The sequence below is a fragment of the Blautia sp. ZXY-1-B12 genome (assembly GCF_056339915.1).
This window is the reverse complement of record NZ_JBWJVP010000112.1, coordinates 1-21,722: the sequence shown is the minus strand read 5'-3', so window position 1 is coordinate 21,722 and position 21,722 is coordinate 1. Positions and strand designations below refer to the sequence as shown.

Here is a 21,722-nt window from a genome sequence, read left to right as displayed (position 1 = left end):
AACAGAAAACAGAAAACGCAGAAGTACAAGAGAATATAACAGACAAGGAACAGGAAGAAACTGCTGAAAATGCAGAAACTTTAAAAGAAGAAAGTACAAAACAGGAAACACCTGCAACACCAGAAAAAGAAGTGGTTACCGAAGATAAGACCGTTGAAGCAAGCAAAAATACAGAAGTAAAAGCTGGAAGCATTGCTATTGATGAAGCACATTTTCCAGACAAAGTATTTAGAGAACAAATCATTGCAGAATTTGATAAAGACGGCGATAGTGTGTTATCTGTTGATGAAATATCAAAAGCCCAATTCTTAAACTTGCATGATATGAAAACGATATCTTCATTAGAGGGTATTCAATATCTAACAAATTTGCAGTCTTTAGATGTTTCTACGACTTCTGTTTCAGACTTAAGTCCGGTTAAAAACTCATCTTTAAAAAGATTAGATTGTCGTTCTTCAAAAGTAAGAAGCGTTGATTTAACACGTTATCCGAATTTGGAAGCTTTCGTTTGCGATAATACATCAATTAACAGTCTTGATGTATCTAAGAATGAAAAATTGAATACGTTATTTGCAGATAGTACCTCTATTTCCAATTTAGATGTAACAAACAATCCTAACTTAGAACAACTATCTTGTAGCAATACAGGATTAATGGAACTTGATGTCACACATAATCCGCAATTAGTCACTTTAGATATAGGAGATACAAAAGTAAAAACACTTGATATAAGTAAGAACCCTAATTTGAAACAACTATCATGTTATATGACAAATATAGCTGAATTAGATGTAACAAAAAACACAAAACTGACACGCCTTTTTTGTCATGATACAACTATTAAAAAATTAGATTTAAGCAATAATTTAGAACTTGAAATGCTACGTTGCGGTGAAATTTTTGAACAAGGGATAAGAGGTCTTGATATAAGTAAAAACACAAAAATTAAAAAATTAATTTGCGATGATTTATACTGGTTAAATGTCGGAGAGAATAAAGTTCTTGAAAATAATCATGCTTTTGTAGGCAACGGTTATATTGATATTAAAGGGAATAAAATCGACTTAAAAAAAGATGTTGAACAAGGAATAGATATTTCAAAAGTAAAAGTTACTGCAAATGGAACTTTAGATAAAGATACAGGAATTATAACGGTAGATGATGTAAAAAAACCAGTTACTTATGAGTATGATTGCGGTACTTATAAAGACGGAAACGTTGTTTTAAAAGTAGAATTATCGTTAAACTCACAAGGAGAAGATAATACAGCACCAACTATTTCTGCAAATGATGTTACATTGAATGTAGGCGATACTTTCGACCCATTGGCAAATGTAACAGCAACAGATAAAGAGGACGGAACTATCACTTTGACAAAAGATAATATTGTTGCAAATGATGTAGATACTTCTAAGGCTGGTACTTACCATGTGACTTATAAAGTAACAGATAAAAACGGAGCTTCTGCTAAAAAAACGATTACTGTAACTGTGAAACAAAATACAGGCGACCTTAACTCTGCTCCAATCATTTCAGCAAATGATGTTACATTGAATGTAGGCGATACGTTCGACCCATTGGCAAATGTGACAGCAACAGATAAAGAGGACGGAACGATTATTTTAACAAAAGATAACATTATTGCAAATGATGTAGATACTTCTAAGGCTGGCACTTATCATGTAACTTTCCGTGTAGTAGATAAAAATGGTGCAATTACTGAAAAAACAATTACAGTTACCGTAAAAGAAAAAGTAACAAATAAACCTGTAAGTCCACAACAGCCACAGAAACCGAGCAAGCCAACTACTCCAACAAAGCCTAGCGGACAAAAGAACCCTGTAAAAACAGGTGATATGACAAACGTAGGATTGTTTACTTCTATGTTTGCTGGTTCAACCGGTGTATTAGCTGTTTTATTAACGACAAAAACATACCCAGGAGGACTTTTACATGACCCAAGTACATTTTACACTGAAAAGCGAAGAGATTCAAAGCATTATTGAATATTCTGTAAAGGATGACGTTTCTAAAAATATTTTAACAACGGTATTTAATCAACTAATGGAAAATCAACGAACAGAATATATTCAAGCAAAAGAATATGAACGAACAGAAAACCGACAAAGTCAACGAAATGGCTATTATGAGCGCAGCTTTACGACACGTGTAGGCACGCTAGAATTAAAAGTACCCAGAACACGTGATGGCCATTTTTCACCCACAGTGTTTGAACGTTATCAACGAAACGAAAAAGCCCTCATGGCTTCAATGTTGGAAATGTATGTATCAGGCGTTTCAACTCGTAAAGTATCAAAAATTGTGGAAGAACTTTGTGGTAAATCCGTCTCTAAGTCCTTCGTTTCTAGCTTAACAGAACAGCTAGAACCTATGGTTAACGAGTGGCAGAATCGTTTATTATCAGAAAAAAATTATCCTTACTTAATGACCGATGTACTCTATATAAAAGTACGAGAAGAAAATCGAGTACTCTCAAAAAGCTGTCATATAGCGATTGGAATAACCAAAGATGGCGACCGTGAAATTATCGGCTTCATGATTCAAAGTGGCGAAAGCGAAGAGACCTGGACAACATTTTTTGAATACCTAAAAGAACGCGGTTTACAAGGTACGGAACTCGTTATTTCTGATGCGCACAAAGGATTAGTCTCTGCCATTAGAAAATCCTTCACCAACGTAAGTTGGCAAAGATGCCAAGTTCACTTCCTAAGAAATATCTTTACCACCATTCCTAAAAAAAATTCAAAATCTTTCAGAGAAGCTGTTAAAGGAATTTTTAAGTTCACAGATATTAACTTAGCGCGTGAGGCTAAAAATCGATTGATTCATGATTATATCGATCAACCAAAATATTCAAAAGCTTGCGCATCATTGGATGATGGATTCGAAGACGCCTTTCAATATACCGTACAAGGAAATTCCCACAATCGACTAAAGAGTACCAATCTAATTGAACGACTGAATCAAGAAGTACGCAGAAGAGAAAAGATTATTCGCATCTTCCCCAATCAAACATCAGCCAATCGCTTAATTGGAGCCGTTCTTATGGACCTACATGATGAATGGATTTATTCTTCAAGAAAATACATCAATTTTGATAAGTAGAAATGGTAAAAACATTGTATAGCATTTTACACAGGAGTCTGGACTTGACTCACTTCCTTTATTATTTTTCATTTTTTTAAACTATTTAATACTAATGTCTTTTATAATAGCTTTTCATATATTATATAATCAATCTTTATAAGTCCTTTTATAAATTTCTTTTCTACCATTTTCGATAAATTCCTGTTTAATATTTTTAATTCCATAAACAATAGTTTCAATAGGATAATATTCTTCAACTATATCTTGATATTCTTTTGCTTTCTCAATATCTATATTTCCATACATTCTTAATATATCTTCTCCAAAATTTGTTCCTATTTCTTCTTCACTATCTTCAAGTAAGTATATAAAATCACAATATTCATCTATAATTCCAGAATCTCCAAAATCAATTATTCCAGTTAATCTATTATTGCCATCTAACAATAGATGATTACAACTAAAATCATTATGGCATAAACACTTTTTACCCTCAAAAACTGTTGTTGCATTTAGTCTTTCCATAAAACTTTCTATATAATCTTTTTCTATATCAGTTAAATCATTATAAATAGTTTCACGCAACAATATATACTCTTCTAATACATTTTGTTTATTATCAATAGTACATTCACTAATATCTGTATAATCTAAACCGTGCATTTGTCTTAAAAAACTGGCAATATCTCGTTTTAACAAATTTTGTTCTTCTTCTGACATAGTAGAATAAATTTCTGGTGTTAAAAAAGTTCCTTTAATTTCTTTATAACCTAGTATAGATAATTCATCACTAATATACGAATATTCAATATTAGGAATTTTTACATTAGTTTCTAAATTTGTATTTAAAAAATTATATATTGCTTTTTCTTTTGCATAACCTTTTTTCTTATTAGTACTAAATTTTGTTTTAAAAATGTATTCATTATTAACTAAATATGCCACACTATCATAACCACTACCGATTATTTCAATACTATCTACTTTGAAATTATCAAAGTAATGCTCAATTAAATATTTCATTGCCTTAACATTTGTGGCATTATCATCATATCTATATTCCATTAAATAACAATCTTCTTTTTTGCCCTCGTGTAATTCATGTTCTGGCAAATCTTCAATAATTCTAAAACCAGATTTTTGGTATGCCCTTATTGCTCTTGGATTATTTTTATGAGGGTCTAAAATAACTGCATTAGCATTTCTTTCTTTTTTCAAAAATTCAAAAATCAATTTAATATATCTTGTACCAATTCCTTTACTCCAATAATTTGGCTCTCCTATAAATTGATCCATACCATAGACTATCTCATCAGTTTTTGGATAATGATAATCAGTATATAACTCATCATACATTTTATATATTTGTCCATATCCAATAGGAACATTGTTATATTCAATAATTACTCTAAAAACTTCATCTTCCCAAGGCTCTGTATAATGTTTTTTTAATGATTCTAATGTATATTTTTTATCTCTACCACCATAAAATTCTAATACTCTTTCATCAGTTAACCATTTTAACATCAAAGGAAAATCATCATCTATTAAAGTTCTTATACATATTTCATTTTCAACTATATTCATTTATTTATCACCTTTTTCATAATCATATACATATACTATTTCATCTTTATAATCATTTTTACCACCTAATTTTTCATATACATGGCAAGCTCTAGGATTACCTTTATCAGTTATTAAAAACATTTCAGAACAACCAATCTCTTTAGAATATTCCTTAATAAAAGATAATAATTTTGAACCATAACCTTTGTCTTGATAGTTAGGTAACATTCCTATTGAGTGTAAATAAAACATTGTTTTTCCATCAGGTCTTAAAAGTGTATAGCAATATGCAAATCCTATAATTTTATTATTTTCTTTAGCTATAAACCCAAATGAACTGGTATCATTAAGAAATCCTTTTAAATTATCAATATCAAAAACCATATTATCATCAATTAAAACTTCTTCCATTTTCAGCCTGTATCATAGCTAAACAAATCGAGTTGTGTGTCCGTTTTTGGGCGTTCTGCTAGCTTGTTTAAAGTCTCTTGAATGAATGTATGTTCTAAGTCAAAAAACTCTGACAGCGCCTTTATATAGCTTTCTTTTTCTTCTTTTTTTACTTTAATGATCGATAGCAACAATGATTTAACACTAGCAAGTTGAATGCCACCATTTCTTCCTGGTTTAATCTTAAAGAAAATTTCCTGATTCGCCTTCAGTACCTTCAGCAATTTATCTAATGTCCGCTCAGGAATGCCTAGCGCTTCTCTAATCTCTTTTTTAGTCGTCACCAAATAAGGCTTGTATACATCACTTTTTTCGCTAATATAAGCCATTAAATCTTCTTTCCATTCTGACAAATGAACACGTTGACGTTCACTTCTTTTTTTCTTGAATTTAAACCACCCTTGACGGACAAATAAATCTTTACTGGTTAAATCACTTGATACCCAAGCTTTGCAAAGAATGGTAATGTATTCCCTATTAGCCCCTTGATAGTTTTCTGAATAGGCACTTCTAACAAGTTTAATCACTTCTTTTTCTTCTAAGGGTTGATCTAATCGATTATTAAACTCAAACATATTATATTCGCACGTTTCGATTGAATAGCCTGAACTAAAGTAGGCTAAAGAGAGGGTAAACATGACGTTATTACGCCCTATTAAACCCTTTTCTCCTGAAAATTTCGTTTCGTGCAATAAGAGATTAAACCAGGGTTCATCTACTTGTTTTTTGCCTTCTGTACCGCTTAAAACCGTTAGACTTGAACGAGTAAAGCCCTTATTATCTGTTTGTTTGAAAGACCAATCTTGCCATTCTTTGAAAGAATAACGGTAATTGGGATCAAAAAATTCTACATTGTCCGTTCTTGGTATACGAGCAATCCCAAAATGATTGCACGTTAGATCAACTGGCAAAGACTTTCCAAAATATTCTCGGATATTTTGCGAGATTATTTTGGCTGCTTTGACAGATTTAAATTCTGATTTTGAAGTCACATAAACTGGCGTTTCTAAAACAAAATATGCTTGATAACCTTTATCAGATTTGATAATTAACGTAGGCATAAAACCTAAATCAATAGCTGTTGTTAAAATATCGCTTGCTGAAATAGTTTCTTTTGCCGTGTGAATATCAAAATCAATAAAGAAGGTATTGATTTGTCTTAAATTGTTTTCAGAATGTCCTTTCGTGTATGAACGGTTTTCGTCTGCATACGTACCATAACGATAAACGTTTGGTGTCCAATGCGTAAATGTATCTTGATTTTCGTGAATCGCTTCTTCGGAAGTCAGAACAACGCCACGTCCGCCAATCATGCTTTTTTTTGAGCGATACGCAAAAATAGCCCCTTTGCTTTTACCTGGCTTGGTAGTGATTGAGCGAATTTTACTATTTTTAAATTTGTACTTTAACAAGCCGTCATGAAGCACAGTTTCTACAACAAAAGGGATATTCATTCAGCTGTTCTCCTTTCTTACGAAAATTAATTAGTTAGAAGCTACGATCAAAGTTGAATCACAACAAAAAAGGCAATCAACTAAGTTTTTCTTAATTGATTGCCTGGTATCTTCTTAAAGACTTGAAATTCCCTCAAAAACCCGATATAATGGGTTTACAGATATTTAAGTATCTGATTAATAAAGTAATTAAATACTTTACCAAATTTCGGGTCTCGACTTCTTTAATTGATTGGTGGTAATCAATTAAGGCTCGCAACTTATTTTCTTGGCGGAAAATAAGTTGGTCGTGGCTCTTTTTTTGTATTCTTTATTCAGTTCGTTGTTTCGTTATATCTAGTATACCGCTTTTAAAAAAAATAAGCAACAATTTCGTTAAATATATTAACGACAATCATTGCTTCTCTTCTTCTATTTGCAACTCTACTTGTTCTAATTCATTAGGAATTAAGTCAATAACTAAGGTTGAGTTTGTCAATTCTGCAATTCGTTCCAATGTTTTTAATGTCGGATTCTGATTTTCCTGATTCAATCAATGAATAATTTGATCTACTCATTTCTAATTCTTGGGAGAATTTTTCTTTTGATTTGGTACCTCTCATCTTTTTTAAGCTTTCTCTAAATGCTAGTTCCAAGTTTCTCCCTCCTGTTTATGTAAATATTTTGCACGTTTTCCATTTAATTATATCGTTACACCTTGTAAATCACAAGTGATTAATCACAAATCACTTGTGATTAGTGATTGTTATTGGTGTTGCCTAGAACGATTCTAAGCACATGTTTAATTTTAAAGTGGGCAATTATCTTTAAAATGTCCTACAATGATTCAATAAAAGCATGGCTGCTAGTGAAACTTGCGACCATGCTTTTAAAAATACTTAATGGGGTCCCGAGCGCTTTAGCTCCTTGGAAGCTGTCAGTAGTATACCTAATAATTTATCTACATTCCCTTTAGTAACGTGTAACTTTCCAAATTTACAAAAGCGACTCATAGAATTATTTCCTCCCGTTAAATAATAGATAACTATTAAAAATAGACAATACTTGCTCATAAGTAACGGTACTTAAATTGTTTACTTTGGCGTGTTTCATTGCTTGATGAAACTGATTTTTAGTAAACAGTTGACGATATTCTCGATTGACCCATTTTGAAACATCAAGTACGTATATGGCTTCCAATATTTATCTGGAACATCTGTGGTATGGCGGGTAAGTTTTGTTGTAAGAGACACTGTTTACTTACTCGTTCAGGATGAAAGCATTCCGCTGGCAGCTTAAGCAATTGCTGAATGAGGACTTGAGTGTGCAAGAGCAACCCTAGTGTTCGGTGAATATCCAAGGTACGCTTGTAGAATCCTTCTTCAACAATCAGATAGATGTCAGACGCATGGCTTTCAAAAACCACTTTTTTAATAATTTGTGTGCTTAAATGGTAAGGAATATTCCCAACAATTTTATACCTCTGTTTGTTAGGGAATTGAAACTGTAGAATATCTTGGTGAATTAAAGTGACACGAATGTTCAGTTTTAATTTTTCTGACGATAAGTTGAATAGATGACTGTCTAATTCAATAGACGTTACCTGTTTACTTATTTTAGCCAGTTTCGTCGTTAAATGCCCTTTACCTGTTCCAATTTCGTAAACGGTATCGGTTTCTTTTAAATTCAATTGTTTTATTATTTGGTTGAGTACTTTTTCACTCGTTAAAAAGTTTTGAGAATATTTTATATTTTTGTTCATGTAATCACTCCTGAAGTGATTACATCTATAAATAAATACAGAAGTTAAACGATTTGTTTGTAATTTTAGTTATCTTGTTTAAAAAGTCATAAGATTAGTCACTGGTAGGAATTAATCTAACGTATTTATTTATCTGCGTAATCACTGTTTTTAGTCTGTTTCAAAACAGTAGATGTTTTATCTACATTACGCATTTGGAATACCAACATGACGAATCCCTCCTTCTTAATTACAAATTTTTAGCATCTAATTTAACTTCAATTCCTATTATACAAAATTTTAAGATAATGCACTATCAACACACTCTTAAGTTTGCTTCTAAGTCTTATTTCCATAACTTTAGGGTTAACCATACGCAAGACCAATCACTCTCGGACAATACTCATGATTTTCGGTAAAAAACGTAAAAGAAATAAGAACAATTAACAAAATGTATAATAACAATCAATAGCGACTAATGATTTTCATGTAAAAGGACACCAAACTATACGGTGTCCTTTTCAAATTCTTACGTCATATCAAGGCTCATTCAATCGTGGTAAATTCGTGGTAAAATGAGTGCTTTCCTATATTTCAAAATGCTTGAAAGTATAGTGTTTATGCGGATAATCAAAAATCAGATATAAAATTTAAATATAATTTCCTGATTTAAACCAAATCCGGTATGAGCAAACAGAGCCGCCATCAAAAGGCAGTAGCATTCATCTCCATTCAAATCTTCCAGCTTCTGTCTGTCCATTATTAAATCGCAAAATTCTGCAATATCTATAAAATGCATAATAGAATAATCAGAAATATTGGGATATATCTTTTTATACTTCTCCAGCATTCTCTGGACCACTGTACAGTTATCCCTGTAATTCTCATATAATTTTTTTGATTTTGTAAGTAAATTTTCCGAACACTTGTTAACTATCATTTGAATTATTCTCCATCAACATATTACTTGTTTTTTTCTGCCGGACTTTCTTTTTTCTATAACACACCCTGTTCTTTCATTTCCAGAGATACAGTGACATATTCCTTACTGTTCTCCATAATACCAAGCTTTTCTTCCCAGGTGAGATTTCGTTTGATCCTGGCCAGGACTGCCCATTACCAGAGAGCCATCCGGTATCACAGTATTCTTGGTAACCAGGCTTCCTGCACCTATAATGCAGTCCTTTCCGATCTTTACTCCATCAAGGATTACCGCTCCCATTCCGATCAAAGTTCTGTCACCGATGGTACAGCCATGGATCACAGCATTATGCCCTATAGTCACATTATTTCCAATATATACCGGTCTGTTATGGTTTACATGAATCGTACAATTCTCCTGAATATTTGACTCCTCACCGATCACAACCGGTGCATCATCGCCCCGGATCACAGCATAATATAAAACACAACTGTCACGCCCAATTGTCACATCTCCTACAATTACTGACTGTTTCGCAATCCTCGCATCTTGTGATATTTTTACATTCCTGTAATTCATTTCATATTCCTCATATATAATCCTTCACCTGATCATCACATTCAGACAATTCATGGATGCCACATAATGGTAATCTATTTTCTCTGAAATCCCCCTGATAATAGCAAGTCCATATTGTGTATCCCTGTTTCTGTATTCCAGGGGATTAAATTTCACCCCATTGTCACGCAGTGACAGGCACCCGCTTCCATCTTTTTCCAATGTCAGCCGAAGATCAATAAAATGTTTTCCTTTTTACCTGTAAATCAATGTTCTACAATGTTTCCTGCAATTTCTTCCACTGCCAGGCAGATCCGGAAAGATTTGCCCGCCCCCAAATGTTAATAAGGTAATCATCCGTATCTGTTTTCTCACCGTTTATCATCTCTTTGCGTCAATCCATATTTTTTTAAATCCACCGTTCCATTGACAACCTCAATTCCATCTGCTTCCAGTAGCTTTTTCTGTACATCTTTACCGCCGAAGGCAAAAGCCCCTGACAGTTCTCCTCTGGAATTCACTACCCGATAACAGGGAATATGCTCCGGATCCGGATTCTTATGGAGGGCATTCCCTACCGCTCTCGACATTCTCGGATTCCCTGCCATTTCGGCAACCTGACCATAAGTTGCAACGCATCCTTTCGGAATTTGCTTCACTGCCTCATAAATCTTCTTTGTCGGGCTGTATGTTACGAGATCATAGCTTTCGGATATCATTCTTTTAATATCTTTATCCGGTACCGTCCCATTTAGAATAATGGTATTCCAATGTTCCTTATTCTGATGATAACCAGCCTGTACAGATTCATAGGCACTTCGCCAAAAATCACGCCACTCAGGATCTGCCTTTACATTCAGATTAACATAACCGTTTCGTTCATAGATCCATAAAAAAATTTTTTTGTTTTCCCTCGCTCTTACCACTTGCCAGTTCTGATCACGGAAAGGTCTTTCCGTATATGTATTCTGAAATGATAAACAGAATTCCAACGCTGCTTCTCGTGTAATCATGCAATTTTGATTCATTTATTTCACCCTTATTCCCTGAAATTATTTCTGGCATCTTCATAATCTCTTGGAAATCCCTCAAACAAAATTATTGCCTTATCATACTGTTCCTCTTCCATACATGATATAGCTTTCCTATACTGTTCCTGCTTCCTGATTTCTTTTAATTCCCTGTCCCGCATCTCGGCTGTTTTCTCACTCTGATCACATTCTTTTAAAAAGCTCTATCCTCACACGGAAAAAGTCAAGCTGTTTATTACATCTATTTTTCCCCTTCATTCGCTTCCTCTATTATCACACTCTCCTGTACCTGCATATCCGTATACTGAACACGAATAACTGCCTGCGGCCAGTTTATGCTGACCATTGCTGTTTTGTCTTTCTCATCTCCTGCTTTCCGGATAAGCTCCAGCAATTCCTTCAGCACTTCCTTTGTCAGATAACCGCCTCTCCAGTGAAAAATAAGTATCCTGCCTTTCTTCGCCGCCTGCAAAGAACGCTTATACACATCCTCTTTCTTAGTAAAAGAAAGCTTCTTCTCCTTATAGTAAAAGTGCTCATGATCACCGCAGTGAGGCGCCGGCGCAATAAGAGGCTCATGATCCCTGAAAATCTGTGAATCATCCAGATTGAAATAATCATAGCGGATTTCAGAAGTCTCACGATCTTTCCCCAGGGTATTATCAAAGGTCGCATCCAGATGATAATATGTACCTCCTATTTTTACGATATTCCATGTGTGGCGATACTTAATCCCCTTCTCAGGATTATTTCCACAGATTGCAATCACACACCAGACTCCCAGTGCATCTAACAAAACCTTTACTGCTTTTGCGATTCCCTCACAAACACCAACGCCTTGCCCCAACGGTCCGATAATTTCATGGGAATATGATTTTTTCAGTTTGTCATAGCGGATATTTTCACAGATAAAATCATGTACATACTTCTCTTTCTCCCACTCAGATAGCTTCTGAGCCGGGCGAATCAGCTTCTCAACTCTGGCAGTCATAGCCTTTTGATGTTCGCAAATCTTCTTTTTATCAAAAAGATACTCCGGAATAAAAATCAGATTCGGAGAGTCTTTATAATACCGGTATTTATAACTGCTCACCCAAAATATCTCCGGATGATCCAGACGCATCTGAAAAAATACATTATAAAGTTCTTCTCCCTCTAATGCCGGAATCTGAAATTCATCCGCCAGGTTTTTCACACCGCTAAGAATGCTGTGATATGCAGCCTGCTGCGCCTTATTCATATGGTTGTAATAATATTGCTCCATTGTTATCTTATCTCCAAGTTCTTCGTCACTTAAAATCGCCAGCATCACATATGACTATTCAAAAAATGGTTTTCTTTTTCTGGTGAATTAATTTATACCACTGCTTCCACTATCGTTTTCCCATTCACTATAATTTTCCGGATTCCCGACTGTTTTTTCCTGTTAAAATTAAAGCTAAGCATATATCCTTTATCCACATGATAATCTTCCAGATATCCAACAAGCTGCTGTTCTCCCCGCTTATTATACTCGTCACCGTGCCATATCTTTAATTCAATTATATATTGCCGTCCATGATAATCTACAATTACATCTGTTCTTCGAAGATCTCTTGTTCTGGATTCGATGTAATAATTTCCTGTCCCGTTAATAATCGGTTTCAAATATAGTAAAAAGAACTTCCGCCCCTGCTCTTCCAGAAATTTTTCATCAGATTCCCCGTAAATATCATGGAAATGAACAACAAAACGTTCCAATATCCGTTCCATATCCAGATATCCATTAACTATAAACTGACTCTTATCCTGCAGGGCTGCCTTATATATCTCTGTCTGCTGCATCTTTGCTTCTGTAAGATAATAATTATATAATCTCGTTTCAAAAATTCTGTTTGCAATAACCACATTCCCATTTTGGTTTTTAATAAAGCCAAACATCTGAGCCATATCAATCGAGGTTTCATCCGGATTATACGCGATATTTCTTCCTGTAAAAAGTAATGTTTTCAGCATAACACTTAACTCCGGATAATCGCATATTTTTCCAACTAATGATTCAAATAAAGGATTTTTCTCCGCAAGCAGAATACGCACTGCTTCATTAAAACCATTTTCCGTCCATACCAATTTCAGATTTTCATATTCGTCCCGTACCCTTTCATCCATCAGCTGGCAGATTCTTGAAACCAGAAACGGATATCCTGCCGTATACGCATATAGCAATTCTGACATTTTTGATATATTCATCCCTGTACGATGATCAATTTCGTACTCCTGCAACATCCCTGCTATCTCTGATTCAGAAAAACTCATTTCGATGCTGAAATCTGCGGCAATATTCCATGGACTGTTATATCTATGTCCTTCCTCTGGTCTGAGTTTTCTCTTCAAATTCTTAATATCATACACTCCTGCCAGAATCACCGACTGAAATCCCGGATAAAATTCTCTGTCCAGGTACTGTGCCCTAAGCTGTGCCAGAAAATCAATAAAAACCTGATTATTCGCTGCGCTGTCTACTTCATCAATCATAAGAACTATTTTTCTGTCTGCCACTTCACATATATCACTTAATCCCTCAAATAGCTCTTTCAGAGAAAAGTATCTGTTAGCATAATCGGCATCCTTTTTCATTTCTTCTATAACTGAAACCATCTCATTATTCATAGTCTTACAGTTTCTGTGAAGCATACGCAAAAAAGAATTCGCAAATGCTACTGAAAACACATTTCCATTACTAAATTTCTCATTGTCAAATGTCTGAAAATCAAGTAATACAACATAATATTCATCCCGAAGTATTTCTGCAAGCGCGCGCAAGGTTGTAGTCTTACCATATTGTCTGGCCCTGTTAATAGTAAAATATTTTCCTGCATCCACAAGCTCTCTAATCTGTTGTAAACGACCATTAATATTTACCATATAATGTTTCTCTGGAATACACACACCTGTTGTATTAAAAACTCTCCCCATTCATCACACCTCACAATCAAAAATGGTTCCCGGCTATCACATTTAATTAAAACAATGATAACATGAAACCATTTTAGCGTAAAGCAACATTCCAAAGGTTTTATATAACTTTCAGACAATGACTTACTCTCTCAACACCTCATAATGAGAAAACATCTCCCCGCTACATGAATCCAGAAACTTCATAATCTTATCTAAATACATTTCCATCGTCCTGTCATCGCTGCAGTAGGTCTCATGTCTGGTTCCCGGCAGGTATACATATTCACAGGAAGTGATTCCTCTGTGATTGATTTTCTCTGCAAATTTTCTCAATGCGTTTACAGATACAAAATCATCTTTTTCTGCCTGAAATAGCAAAACAGGTGCTGACAGTTTCTTCCATCCGCAATATTTTATGTACCAGCTCATTTTTACAGACGCCAGAAGCCATCCATAAGAAGCTGCACTAACCTGGAATTTTTTATTCTCTTTACGCAGCTCATTATATTTTTCAAATCTCGGTCTGGAAGTACATCCACTGGTTTCGAAAGTCTCACTACCATCATAAGGCTTCTGACCAGCCACATAGTCTTCCTTTTTTCCCAAAAGGCACTTCGTCTGTGCAATAGCGATCACCAATGGCCAGGGAACATTTCCGGTAAGCGGGCGGAGCATAGGAGAATTCAATATAATCTTCTGAAACAGTTGCGATTCCCATGCAGCTGCAATTGTTCCAATTGCCCCACCCATAGAATGAGCAAAAAGAACTAATGGCAGTTCAGGATATGTTTTTTTAATCACATGGCATATTTTCAAAAAATCCCTCACATATCGCTTCCAGGTATCTATATGTACGAGAGATGGATCTGCTGTCAGGCGATAACTTTGTCCATGTCCCATATGTTCCGGCATATACACATGATATCCAGCCTTCAGAAAATAATAAATCATCTCATCATATTTCGGCGCTGCTTCTGTAAAACCATGGCTGATTATAATCACGCCTTTCGGTTTCTCTGCCAGGTAACGCTGTACATGAATTTTCCCCACTATCCCCGTGTCTTTTTGATGCAGATGATCCTCTGCACCAGGAACGTACCCCTCCTGACGGTGCGTTGCAAGATATGGTTCTATTTCATTATTCATTTTATACAAATATTCATTCTCATGTATTATTTCCATTCGTATGTACTCCTGTTACTTTTTCATAATTCTATTGCTATCTGCTTTTCACCATTCGATACATGCCTGTATTATAATCTTTACTGATGCCTATTAATAATCCCATTAATCTTTTTCTCATTATAGAATACCAGTATAATTCCACCTATACAGCAGAATACTGCTGCCCCAAAAGCAGCAACTCTATAACCAGTTCCTTCTGCTGCCCCTATCGTCGAGACTGCGGTAAATATCAGCATAGAAATACTCTGCCCAAGTTTAAATGCAAATGTCCTTGCCGCATAAAACATTCCTTCACGATTGCTTCCTGATGTAATCGAGTCGCTCTGCGAAATATCTGCCACAACAGCCTGCGGAAGAATTCCGAAAATCGCCATAGGAAGAGCCGCCACGACTGTCAGGATCAGTCCCTGCACCGATGCCGGAATAAAGCTCATTTTTCCCATAAATCCGGTATAAAAATAGGCAAAGCTAAATACTGCAAATGCAAACAAAATCATCTTTTTCTTTCCAAGTTTAGGAGTAAGCTTATTTACCGGAATATAAAATACAAGGGACAATGCTGTCATTCCCACAAAATACAAAGTTGTCATCGTTTCCGGAAGCTTCAAAAGACTGGTGACAAAAAATGGAAGACCTGTCTGAAACATGGTAAGTGCGATCCAGTAGAAAATATCAGATGCCACAAACTTGCGAAATTCTGCATTCTTAAAAGTAGCTGCAAGAGATCCGAAAGCTGACTCCTTTGCAGGAACCGTATCTACATAATCCTTTTCACGAATGCAAAATACAGGTACAAGCATACAGATAAACGCTACAGCCGCCATCAAAGTAAAGGTCATACGAATAGCTCCAACTCTGCCAAATGCCGGAATGAACATCCCCCATATCGTAGGTGCCAGATACGCCACCGCAGTTCCAGCAATAAATGTAAAAGAAATGACTGTGGAAATATTAAGTCTTTCCTGCTGGGTATGTCCAAGTTCCGGAATCAACGCATTATATGGTGTACAGTACGCGGTAATGGATAGATAGTATGCCAGAATCATAATCAGCAAAAACACTCCATTGATCCAGCTATTTTTATTAACCGGCGACCAGAAAACCAGTACTGTAGAAAGCGCCAGCGGTAAAGATGCCCATTTCAGAAACGGAATTCTTCGCCCATTCTTTGACGTACATCTGTCAGATAAAGATGCGATCATTGGATCTGTAAAAGCATCAAAAATTCTTCCGAAAGCTGTAATTCCGCCAATAATAGTAAATATGCCGAAGACCACCAGCCCCTGTGGAATAAATACTGTCTGTCCCTGACTGATGGCTGTCTTATCCGGCTGATAAAAATATACAAGCCAGTTAGAAATAATCCCGGACAGCATCGCCCATCCAAACTGTCCAGCTGCAAACTGCCATATTTTCCCTGTTGTTAACTTTTTCATGATACACCTCCAGATTAAAAATATTTTAGAAATTTCTTATTCCTCTTAACAGTAGCTCTATAATGATACGGATCTGCTTTTCACTCTCCACATTCTGGTCAGATGACAGAATATCTCCTCCTACTGCCAATTTCTCCATCAGTGCAAGGAGGGTATGTGTCAGAGAGAAATACATCTCATCCACTGAACAGTTAAAAGAAAGACTTTTATCTACCAGACCTTTCTCGAGAGCAATGGTCACATAAGGTTTCAATTTAAGAATCCCATTTTCATAATCAGCCAAATGTTCCTCTGATACATTATACTTTTTCACAAAAACATCAAATTCGTGAAGAAACTTCAAAAACGGCTTTTGCTCCAGAAATATCCTGCAAAAAACATTCAAAATTTTCCGTAACTGATCATAGCCTGAACTCTCGATGCCATCCATTTTCAAAGTAGCCTCTGATTTTGCATCAGCAATATTTGGCATATTACCCGTCTTCAACTCTCCTAAGTATTTCTCCGAAACCTTTTCCCAGTATACTTTTGCAGTCTCAATTACCAGTTCTATCTTTGAAGAAAAATAACGATACACCGTCGCTGCTCCCACACCTGCCCGTTTCGCAACTTCCTCCATCGAAGTATCCTCCACACACTTCTCCTGAAACAATTTCATAGAGGCATTTATAATTCTATCTCTTCTCTGCTGCGCCTGACGCACACGTGTTGGAGATGTGCCTTCTATTTTTTCCATCTGCTCACCGCCTTTTGCATTTTATGATAGTAATACTATCATTTTTATATGTATCATACAATATATTTTGTTTTATTTTAAAATTTTTATATATATTATATAAATCCATCTGTCATTTTTTGTGCATCTTATCAGCTCTTGTTCTTGCAATACAAAATTCTCAGAATAATCCTCAGGCCTGTCAATACCAGATTCAGAAATAAAAAAATGGTTTTCCGTTATCAATTCTCTTAATTGAGACAGTAATAACGAAAAACCATTTTTTTATCAAATATAGATATTCATTTTTTCTCATATCTTTCAATCAGACACTGATGTTCTTTTGTCTTCTTGTCATAGTTTATCCCAACCAGCAAAATATCTCCGGTATAATCCAGAACTGAATCCGGATATTGCTTTTCTTTAATCTGTTGCAATGCTGTCTGAGCCTTCTGATTCCATTTCAATTCTACAATAAGAGCCGGATAATCAGACCTATATTCCGGTTTGGGAATATAAACAAAATCCGCAAAACCACGTCCTGTCGGAAGTTCCCTAACCGGCTTAAAATAATACTGTATCGTACTTAAATAGCCAATCGTAAGAACACTACTAAGAGAATTTTCATTGTTATATTGAATAACAGAAGCATATTCCCTATGGATTTTTTCAATACCTTCTGCTACCGCCTGCGCATCCAGATCCAGCGTAGCTTCCAGCAATTCTTCGGAATCGCGTGAAAAAGCGGCCATTTCATTCCAATGTTTTCTACGCACTGCCTTTGACAATTCCTGACGAATTTCCTCATTTGGGACAAATGCCCGTCTCCGATTCTGATCATAGGCCAGATATCCCAGATGTATCAAATATGTCAGAACATCATCACGACTGGAAAAACTTACCATATCATTTTGAAAAGTTGTCACATCAACCTCTACAGAATCTCCTGACAACATTTCAATAATAGATGACTTTAAACCATCAAAGTCCATGTTAAGCAATGGTACAACAGCCTCGTAAGATGCCGTTTCTGACCAGTAACTTTTAAATTCCCCTCTAAGCATTACACTTACAACTGCCTGCGGATTGTATGTTTGATAATTATTTAAAAGATAACCATCATACCATCTTTTTACCTTATCATAATTCTGATGATATTTTCCGGCAAGTGCCTTTACTTCTTCTTCTGTAAATCCAATATACGGCGCCATATTTCCAGATCCCAACATTGTAAATTCATCAAAATTATTGAGTGCCGACTGCGTTTTCAACTTTTTAATCGGAAGAATACCTGTCAAAAATGCCAGCGCCATATATTTCGTAGGTTCAATTCCCTTAAACATTCTCCGTAAAAGTCCAATATATGCTTCCTGAATATTCTGATTCTGTGCCTCATCACGTATCAGAACATCCCACTCATCAATGATCACAATGAATCTGTTTCCTGTTTCCTGATTTATAATAGACATCGCATCCGGAAGTCCCGTCACATCAGAATCTAAGATATCCGGGTATTCCTTTTTTAATTCCTCTACTATATTATTCTGAATCGTATTCACTATTTCGCTGATATTATTCTCTGTAATAAACCATTGAACATCAAAATGTATCACATCATACTTATTCAGATATTTATGAAAATCTTCCGTATCACTCACAGCTAAATCCGCAAACAGATTTTCTGAATCACATCCCTTACTATAATAGGCAGCCAGCATATCTGCCGTAGTAGATTTTCCAAAACGTCTTGGACGGCTGTTGCATATAAATGCCTGTTTGGTATCAATAACTTTATTGGTATACGATAAAAATCCCGTTTTATCCACATATATTTCCGAATTCACCGCTTTTTGAAAAGCACTGTTATCCGGATTCACAAATCTCCCCATTCTTTACACCTCATAATCAAAAAATGGCTTTTCCCAATATACATCATTCCCCGAGAAGCTCCCCATATAAGAATTCCGGACAAATGTATCCATCAGGTCTCCTCCAATCTGAAGATTTTCTTTTTACTGCATGAGTAAGTTCCTGTCGTATTTCCTCATTTGGAACAAATGCCGTTCTTCTGTTCTGGTTATATCCCAAATAACCAAGGTGGATCAAATACGTAAGTACATCATCTTTACTTTGTATATTCACCGTATCATTTTTGAAAGCAGCTGTATTTACTTTAATCGAAGCACCGGAAAGTATTTCAATTATAGCGTTTTTCAAACCATCATAATTCATATTGATAAAAGGAACAATTGCTTCATAAGAAGCAGTCTCAGACCAGTAACTTCTAAACCTGCCCCGCACACAAACACTTACTACTGCTTTAGGATTATATACCTGATAGTCCTCCAGCAAATAACCATCATACCAATATTTTACTTTCTCAAAATCTCTGTGATATCTTTCGCAAAGATCCTTCACTTCAGCTTCTGTAAATCCAATATATGGTGCCATCACTCCTGCATCAAGCATTGTAAATTCATCAAAATTATTTAATGCAGACTGCGTTTTTTCTTTCTTTATCGGCAAAATACCTGTAAGATACGCCAACTGAATATATTTTGTCGGTTCCGTTCCCTTAAACATTGCCCGCAAAAAATTAATGTACCTTTCCTGTACTTTTTTATTCGCCGCTTCATCTCTGATCAGAACATCCCACTCATCAATAATTATAATAAATTTCTGTCCAACAATATTTTTAATACGTGAAAGACTTTCCGACAAACTTGTCTCTTCTTCAGGCAGAACGCCAGGGTAAATCTCTCTCAATTCAGCCTGTACAGATTTCGTAATAAACGCTATAACATTATCCACATTATCACAATTTGCCAGGAACCACTGAATATCAAGATGAATCACATCATATTTATTAAAATGTGTCTTAAAATCAGATTCCCTGCTTATATCCAGCCCCGAAAACATTTCTTCAGAATCACAGCCCTTACTGTAATAAGCGGCCAGCATATTTGCAGCATATGATTTTCCAAACCTGCGTGGTCTGCTGTTACAGATATAAGCTTCTGTTGTATTAAGTACGCTGTTTGTATATTCCAACAATCCGGTTTTATCCACATATATCGGAGAATTCAGTGCCACCTGAAATGCACTGTTATCAGGATTTACAAATCTACCCATTCCTTACACCTCTCAATCAAAAATGGCTCCAGGCTATCAATTATTCTAAGTAAAATAATGATAACATGAAACCATTTTAGCGTAAAGCTGAAAAAAGCTGTTATATATCCAGATACCTGAGCTATATCGGGATTCTATAAAATAATCACAGTTATTTTGCGTAAATAGAACCAACAATCTTTCCCCGTAATGTACACGGCAGAATTTTACATAAGAATCTCAGAATCTTATACTTCACACCAGCCACGCACATTGGAGCACAATTCTTTTTCTGTGCAATCCGCGCAATATATGTGCCAACAGCCTCCGGTGGCTGAACTCATAGACTAAATAGCCAGCCTTACTCAATGCTACTGCAATACATCGTCCGATTCCGGAACTTCCGCCGGTGACAAGAGCTGTTCTTTTCTGTTTTGATTCCATATTGTTACTTACCTCATTCCATTTTTTCTTCTTACCACACGGGTAAGTTCCTGTCGTATTTCCTCATTCTTGAATAACTACCTGCACCATTCGTCCTGTACCATAACATCACCACAAATCATATTGTTTCATAGTTTCTGCGTTTCGATATTCATGTTTTTCATAATATCCTATCAGTCTTCCCTCTTCTCTGAGTGCCACCATATAAACATCTTTATTTTGCTTCTCATTATGGAAAGTATAAACAAGGTTATGGCTCTCATCTGCCCCAAACCAGTCCACTACCTTCTGTATTTTATCCCTGGATTCCTGATTATGACAATCTAACAGGCTTCTTCCAATAAGTTTATCACCGCCTCGCTTCGCATAGCTGTTAACAGCTGCCGGATTCATGTAGATAATCTCATGCTTAAGATTGCATATAACAATCGAAGCCCTGTCCTGGTCAACAATACTCTTATAAAAACTAATCATATATTTTTTTATGTCCTTTCATTTTTTTCTTTCGTCTAATAGTTTACTATCCACATCAAATATCTTTAAATATCTGTTGGCATACATGCGGACACCATCAATGGTATTTGTAATAAATCATTACAAAATTTTCGAAACAAAATAATCTGCCTCAATAATATGCCTTACATTCTTCTCCCTGGAGTCAACAATACTCACACGTCCATTCTCCGCTGTCAAAGTCACACTGGAACCATCATTCCGATAAACAGTCATATGTTCCACTGGACGTTCCAATGTCTCTATTGGATCCTTCATCTTTTTTAATCGCCGATACTCATATTCTGGAATAAAAAATTCAAGTTTTGAAATAGCTCTTTTTTTCTTTAATGGTGTTTTTCTTAATGAACCATTTTTATTCATAAAACGATCCGCAAATTCAACATTTTCCGTCATTTTATCAATTACATCCGAAATCCCTTCAATCTGATCAATCGGTCTTTCCTGTAATACTCCTGTTATAATTTTCTTATAGTCTTCTTTTGAAATTTCTACTGACAGCTCATTTCTTCGTCTGTCATAAGTTTCCCCTGATTCATAAGTAATTTTATAGCAATAGTTAAAGTGCA

General features: G+C 35.4%; 19 protein-coding genes and 3 pseudogenes. 2 read left to right on the top strand and 20 right to left on the bottom strand.

Going from position 1 to position 21,722, the window contains the following annotated elements:
• Together AC075L_RS06845 and AC075L_RS06840 are read left to right on the top strand one after the other, a co-directional pair.
• A partial coding sequence (locus tag AC075L_RS06845; RefSeq protein WP_476387415.1) for an immunoglobulin-like domain-containing protein occupies positions 1-2,006 on the top strand: 2,006 nt, incomplete at its 5' end.
• A complete protein-coding gene (locus tag AC075L_RS06840; protein ID WP_000195429.1) occupies positions 1,954-3,126 on the top strand; it encodes an IS256-like element IS256 family transposase in 1,173 nt (390 codons plus the stop codon). The genes AC075L_RS06845 and AC075L_RS06840, both read left to right, overlap by 53 nt.
• 129 nt (positions 3,127-3,255) lie before the next feature.
• Here AC075L_RS06840 and AC075L_RS06835 read toward each other — a convergent pair whose 3' ends face one another.
• From AC075L_RS06835 to AC075L_RS06740, 20 genes and pseudogenes are all read right to left on the bottom strand, one after another.
• Positions 3,256-4,695, bottom strand: a complete 1,440-nt coding sequence (locus AC075L_RS06835) for a bifunctional aminoglycoside N-acetyltransferase AAC(6')-Ie/aminoglycoside O-phosphotransferase APH(2'')-Ia (protein WP_001028144.1) — start codon at positions 4,693-4,695, stop codon at positions 3,256-3,258.
• Positions 4,696-5,088: a GNAT family N-acetyltransferase gene (locus tag AC075L_RS06830; RefSeq protein ID WP_000393259.1), complete on the bottom strand. Its 393-nt coding sequence runs from the start codon at positions 5,086-5,088 to the stop codon at positions 4,696-4,698.
• Positions 5,089-5,090: 2 nt separating this feature from the next.
• Entirely contained in the window at positions 5,091-6,581 is a 1,491-nt protein-coding gene (locus AC075L_RS06825) for a primase C-terminal domain-containing protein (protein WP_002380753.1), read from the bottom strand.
• 452 nt (positions 6,582-7,033) lie between these two features.
• Positions 7,034-7,216 carry a hypothetical protein gene (locus AC075L_RS06820; RefSeq protein WP_476387414.1) on the bottom strand — a complete coding sequence of 61 codons (183 nt, stop codon included), beginning with the start codon at positions 7,214-7,216 and terminating at the stop codon, positions 7,034-7,036.
• A 361-nt stretch (positions 7,217-7,577) separates the two neighbouring features.
• Positions 7,578-8,322, bottom strand: a pseudogene (gene erm(B), locus AC075L_RS06815) (23S rRNA (adenine(2058)-N(6))-methyltransferase Erm(B)).
• Positions 8,323-8,447: 125 nt separating this feature from the next.
• Complete coding sequence (locus AC075L_RS06810) at positions 8,448-8,531, bottom strand: 23S rRNA methyltransferase attenuation leader peptide (protein WP_001814874.1); 84 nt, start codon at positions 8,529-8,531, stop codon at positions 8,448-8,450.
• Between the two features lie 48 nt (positions 8,532-8,579).
• Positions 8,580-8,663 (bottom strand): annotated as a pseudogene (locus AC075L_RS06805) (MLS leader peptide); the annotation flags it as partial.
• A 275-nt stretch (positions 8,664-8,938) separates the two neighbouring features.
• The gene (locus tag AC075L_RS06800; RefSeq protein ID WP_270401454.1) at positions 8,939-9,241 is read right to left on the bottom strand and encodes a hypothetical protein; all 303 of its coding nucleotides are present in this window, start codon (positions 9,239-9,241) and stop codon (positions 8,939-8,941) included.
• 105 nt (positions 9,242-9,346) lie between these two features.
• Positions 9,347-9,802 carry a gamma carbonic anhydrase family protein gene (locus tag AC075L_RS06795; RefSeq protein ID WP_476387413.1) on the bottom strand — a complete coding sequence of 152 codons (456 nt, stop codon included), beginning with the start codon at positions 9,800-9,802 and terminating at the stop codon, positions 9,347-9,349.
• Between the two features lie 350 nt (positions 9,803-10,152).
• Positions 10,153-10,794, bottom strand: a complete 642-nt coding sequence (locus tag AC075L_RS06790) for a methylated-DNA--[protein]-cysteine S-methyltransferase (protein WP_118575860.1) — start codon at positions 10,792-10,794, stop codon at positions 10,153-10,155.
• A 259-nt stretch (positions 10,795-11,053) separates the two neighbouring features.
• Positions 11,054-12,076, bottom strand: coding sequence for a transglutaminase domain-containing protein (locus AC075L_RS06785; RefSeq protein ID WP_118669957.1), 1,023 nt, complete (start codon positions 12,074-12,076; stop codon positions 11,054-11,056).
• 92 nt (positions 12,077-12,168) lie between these two features.
• The gene (locus AC075L_RS06780; RefSeq protein WP_118669956.1) at positions 12,169-13,767 is read right to left on the bottom strand and encodes an AAA-like domain-containing protein; all 1,599 of its coding nucleotides are present in this window, start codon (positions 13,765-13,767) and stop codon (positions 12,169-12,171) included.
• Between the two features lie 123 nt (positions 13,768-13,890).
• Positions 13,891-14,931, bottom strand: a complete 1,041-nt coding sequence (locus AC075L_RS06775) for an alpha/beta fold hydrolase (protein WP_118633027.1) — start codon at positions 14,929-14,931, stop codon at positions 13,891-13,893.
• Positions 14,932-15,011: 80 nt separating this feature from the next.
• The gene (locus tag AC075L_RS06770; protein ID WP_118633028.1) at positions 15,012-16,370 is read right to left on the bottom strand and encodes an MFS transporter; all 1,359 of its coding nucleotides are present in this window, start codon (positions 16,368-16,370) and stop codon (positions 15,012-15,014) included.
• A 25-nt stretch (positions 16,371-16,395) separates the two neighbouring features.
• The gene (locus tag AC075L_RS06765; protein ID WP_118633029.1) at positions 16,396-17,106 is read right to left on the bottom strand and encodes a TetR/AcrR family transcriptional regulator; all 711 of its coding nucleotides are present in this window, start codon (positions 17,104-17,106) and stop codon (positions 16,396-16,398) included.
• A 281-nt stretch (positions 17,107-17,387) separates the two neighbouring features.
• Positions 17,388-18,974 (bottom strand): AAA family ATPase, encoded by a 1,587-nt coding sequence (locus tag AC075L_RS06760; RefSeq protein WP_118575850.1) that lies wholly within the window; start codon positions 18,972-18,974, stop codon positions 17,388-17,390.
• Between the two features lie 115 nt (positions 18,975-19,089).
• Positions 19,090-20,217: pseudogene (locus AC075L_RS06755) on the bottom strand (AAA family ATPase); the annotation flags it as partial.
• 234 nt (positions 20,218-20,451) lie between these two features.
• On the bottom strand, positions 20,452-20,640 hold the full coding sequence (locus AC075L_RS06750) for a hypothetical protein (RefSeq protein ID WP_182434500.1): 189 nt from the start codon (positions 20,638-20,640) through the stop codon (positions 20,452-20,454).
• A 108-nt stretch (positions 20,641-20,748) separates the two neighbouring features.
• Complete coding sequence (locus AC075L_RS06745; RefSeq protein ID WP_118611745.1) at positions 20,749-21,114, bottom strand: PAS domain-containing protein; 366 nt, start codon at positions 21,112-21,114, stop codon at positions 20,749-20,751.
• Between the two features lie 120 nt (positions 21,115-21,234).
• Positions 21,235-21,722, bottom strand: a 488-nt coding sequence (locus AC075L_RS06740) for a hypothetical protein (RefSeq protein ID WP_476387412.1), incomplete at its 5' end; no start/stop codon positions are given.

Bases quoted from the DNA above. Each gene is read 5' to 3' on its own strand.
- AC075L_RS06810 (WP_001814874.1), bottom strand. From the start codon at position 8,531: ATGTTGGTATTCCAAATGCGTAATGTAGATAAAACATCTACTGTTTTG.
- AC075L_RS06835 (WP_001028144.1), bottom strand. From the start codon at position 4,695: ATGAATATAGTTGAAAATGAAATATGTATAAGAACTTTAATAGATGAT.
- AC075L_RS06830 (WP_000393259.1), bottom strand. From the start codon at position 5,088: ATGGAAGAAGTTTTAATTGATGATAATATGGTTTTTGATATTGATAAT.
- AC075L_RS06790 (WP_118575860.1), bottom strand. From the start codon at position 10,794: ATGATTACACGAGAAGCAGCGTTGGAATTCTGTTTATCATTTCAGAAT.
- AC075L_RS06825 (WP_002380753.1), bottom strand. From the start codon at position 6,581: ATGAATATCCCTTTTGTTGTAGAAACTGTGCTTCATGACGGCTTGTTA.
- AC075L_RS06795 (WP_476387413.1), bottom strand. From the start codon at position 9,802: ATGAATTACAGGAATGTAAAAATATCACAAGATGCGAGGATTGCGAAA.
- AC075L_RS06750 (WP_182434500.1), bottom strand. From the start codon at position 20,640: ATGGAATCAAAACAGAAAAGAACAGCTCTTGTCACCGGCGGAAGTTCC.
- AC075L_RS06775 (WP_118633027.1), bottom strand. From the start codon at position 14,931: ATGGAAATAATACATGAGAATGAATATTTGTATAAAATGAATAATGAA.
- AC075L_RS06760 (WP_118575850.1), bottom strand. From the start codon at position 18,974: ATGGGGAGATTTGTGAATCCGGATAACAGTGCTTTTCAAAAAGCGGTG.
- AC075L_RS06785 (WP_118669957.1), bottom strand. From the start codon at position 12,076: ATGGAGCAATATTATTACAACCATATGAATAAGGCGCAGCAGGCTGCA.
- AC075L_RS06840 (WP_000195429.1), top strand. From the start codon at position 1,954: ATGACCCAAGTACATTTTACACTGAAAAGCGAAGAGATTCAAAGCATT.
- AC075L_RS06745 (WP_118611745.1), bottom strand. From the start codon at position 21,114: ATGATTAGTTTTTATAAGAGTATTGTTGACCAGGACAGGGCTTCGATT.
- AC075L_RS06770 (WP_118633028.1), bottom strand. From the start codon at position 16,370: ATGAAAAAGTTAACAACAGGGAAAATATGGCAGTTTGCAGCTGGACAG.
- AC075L_RS06780 (WP_118669956.1), bottom strand. From the start codon at position 13,767: ATGGGGAGAGTTTTTAATACAACAGGTGTGTGTATTCCAGAGAAACAT.
- AC075L_RS06800 (WP_270401454.1), bottom strand. From the start codon at position 9,241: ATGATAGTTAACAAGTGTTCGGAAAATTTACTTACAAAATCAAAAAAA.
- AC075L_RS06765 (WP_118633029.1), bottom strand. From the start codon at position 17,106: ATGGAAAAAATAGAAGGCACATCTCCAACACGTGTGCGTCAGGCGCAG.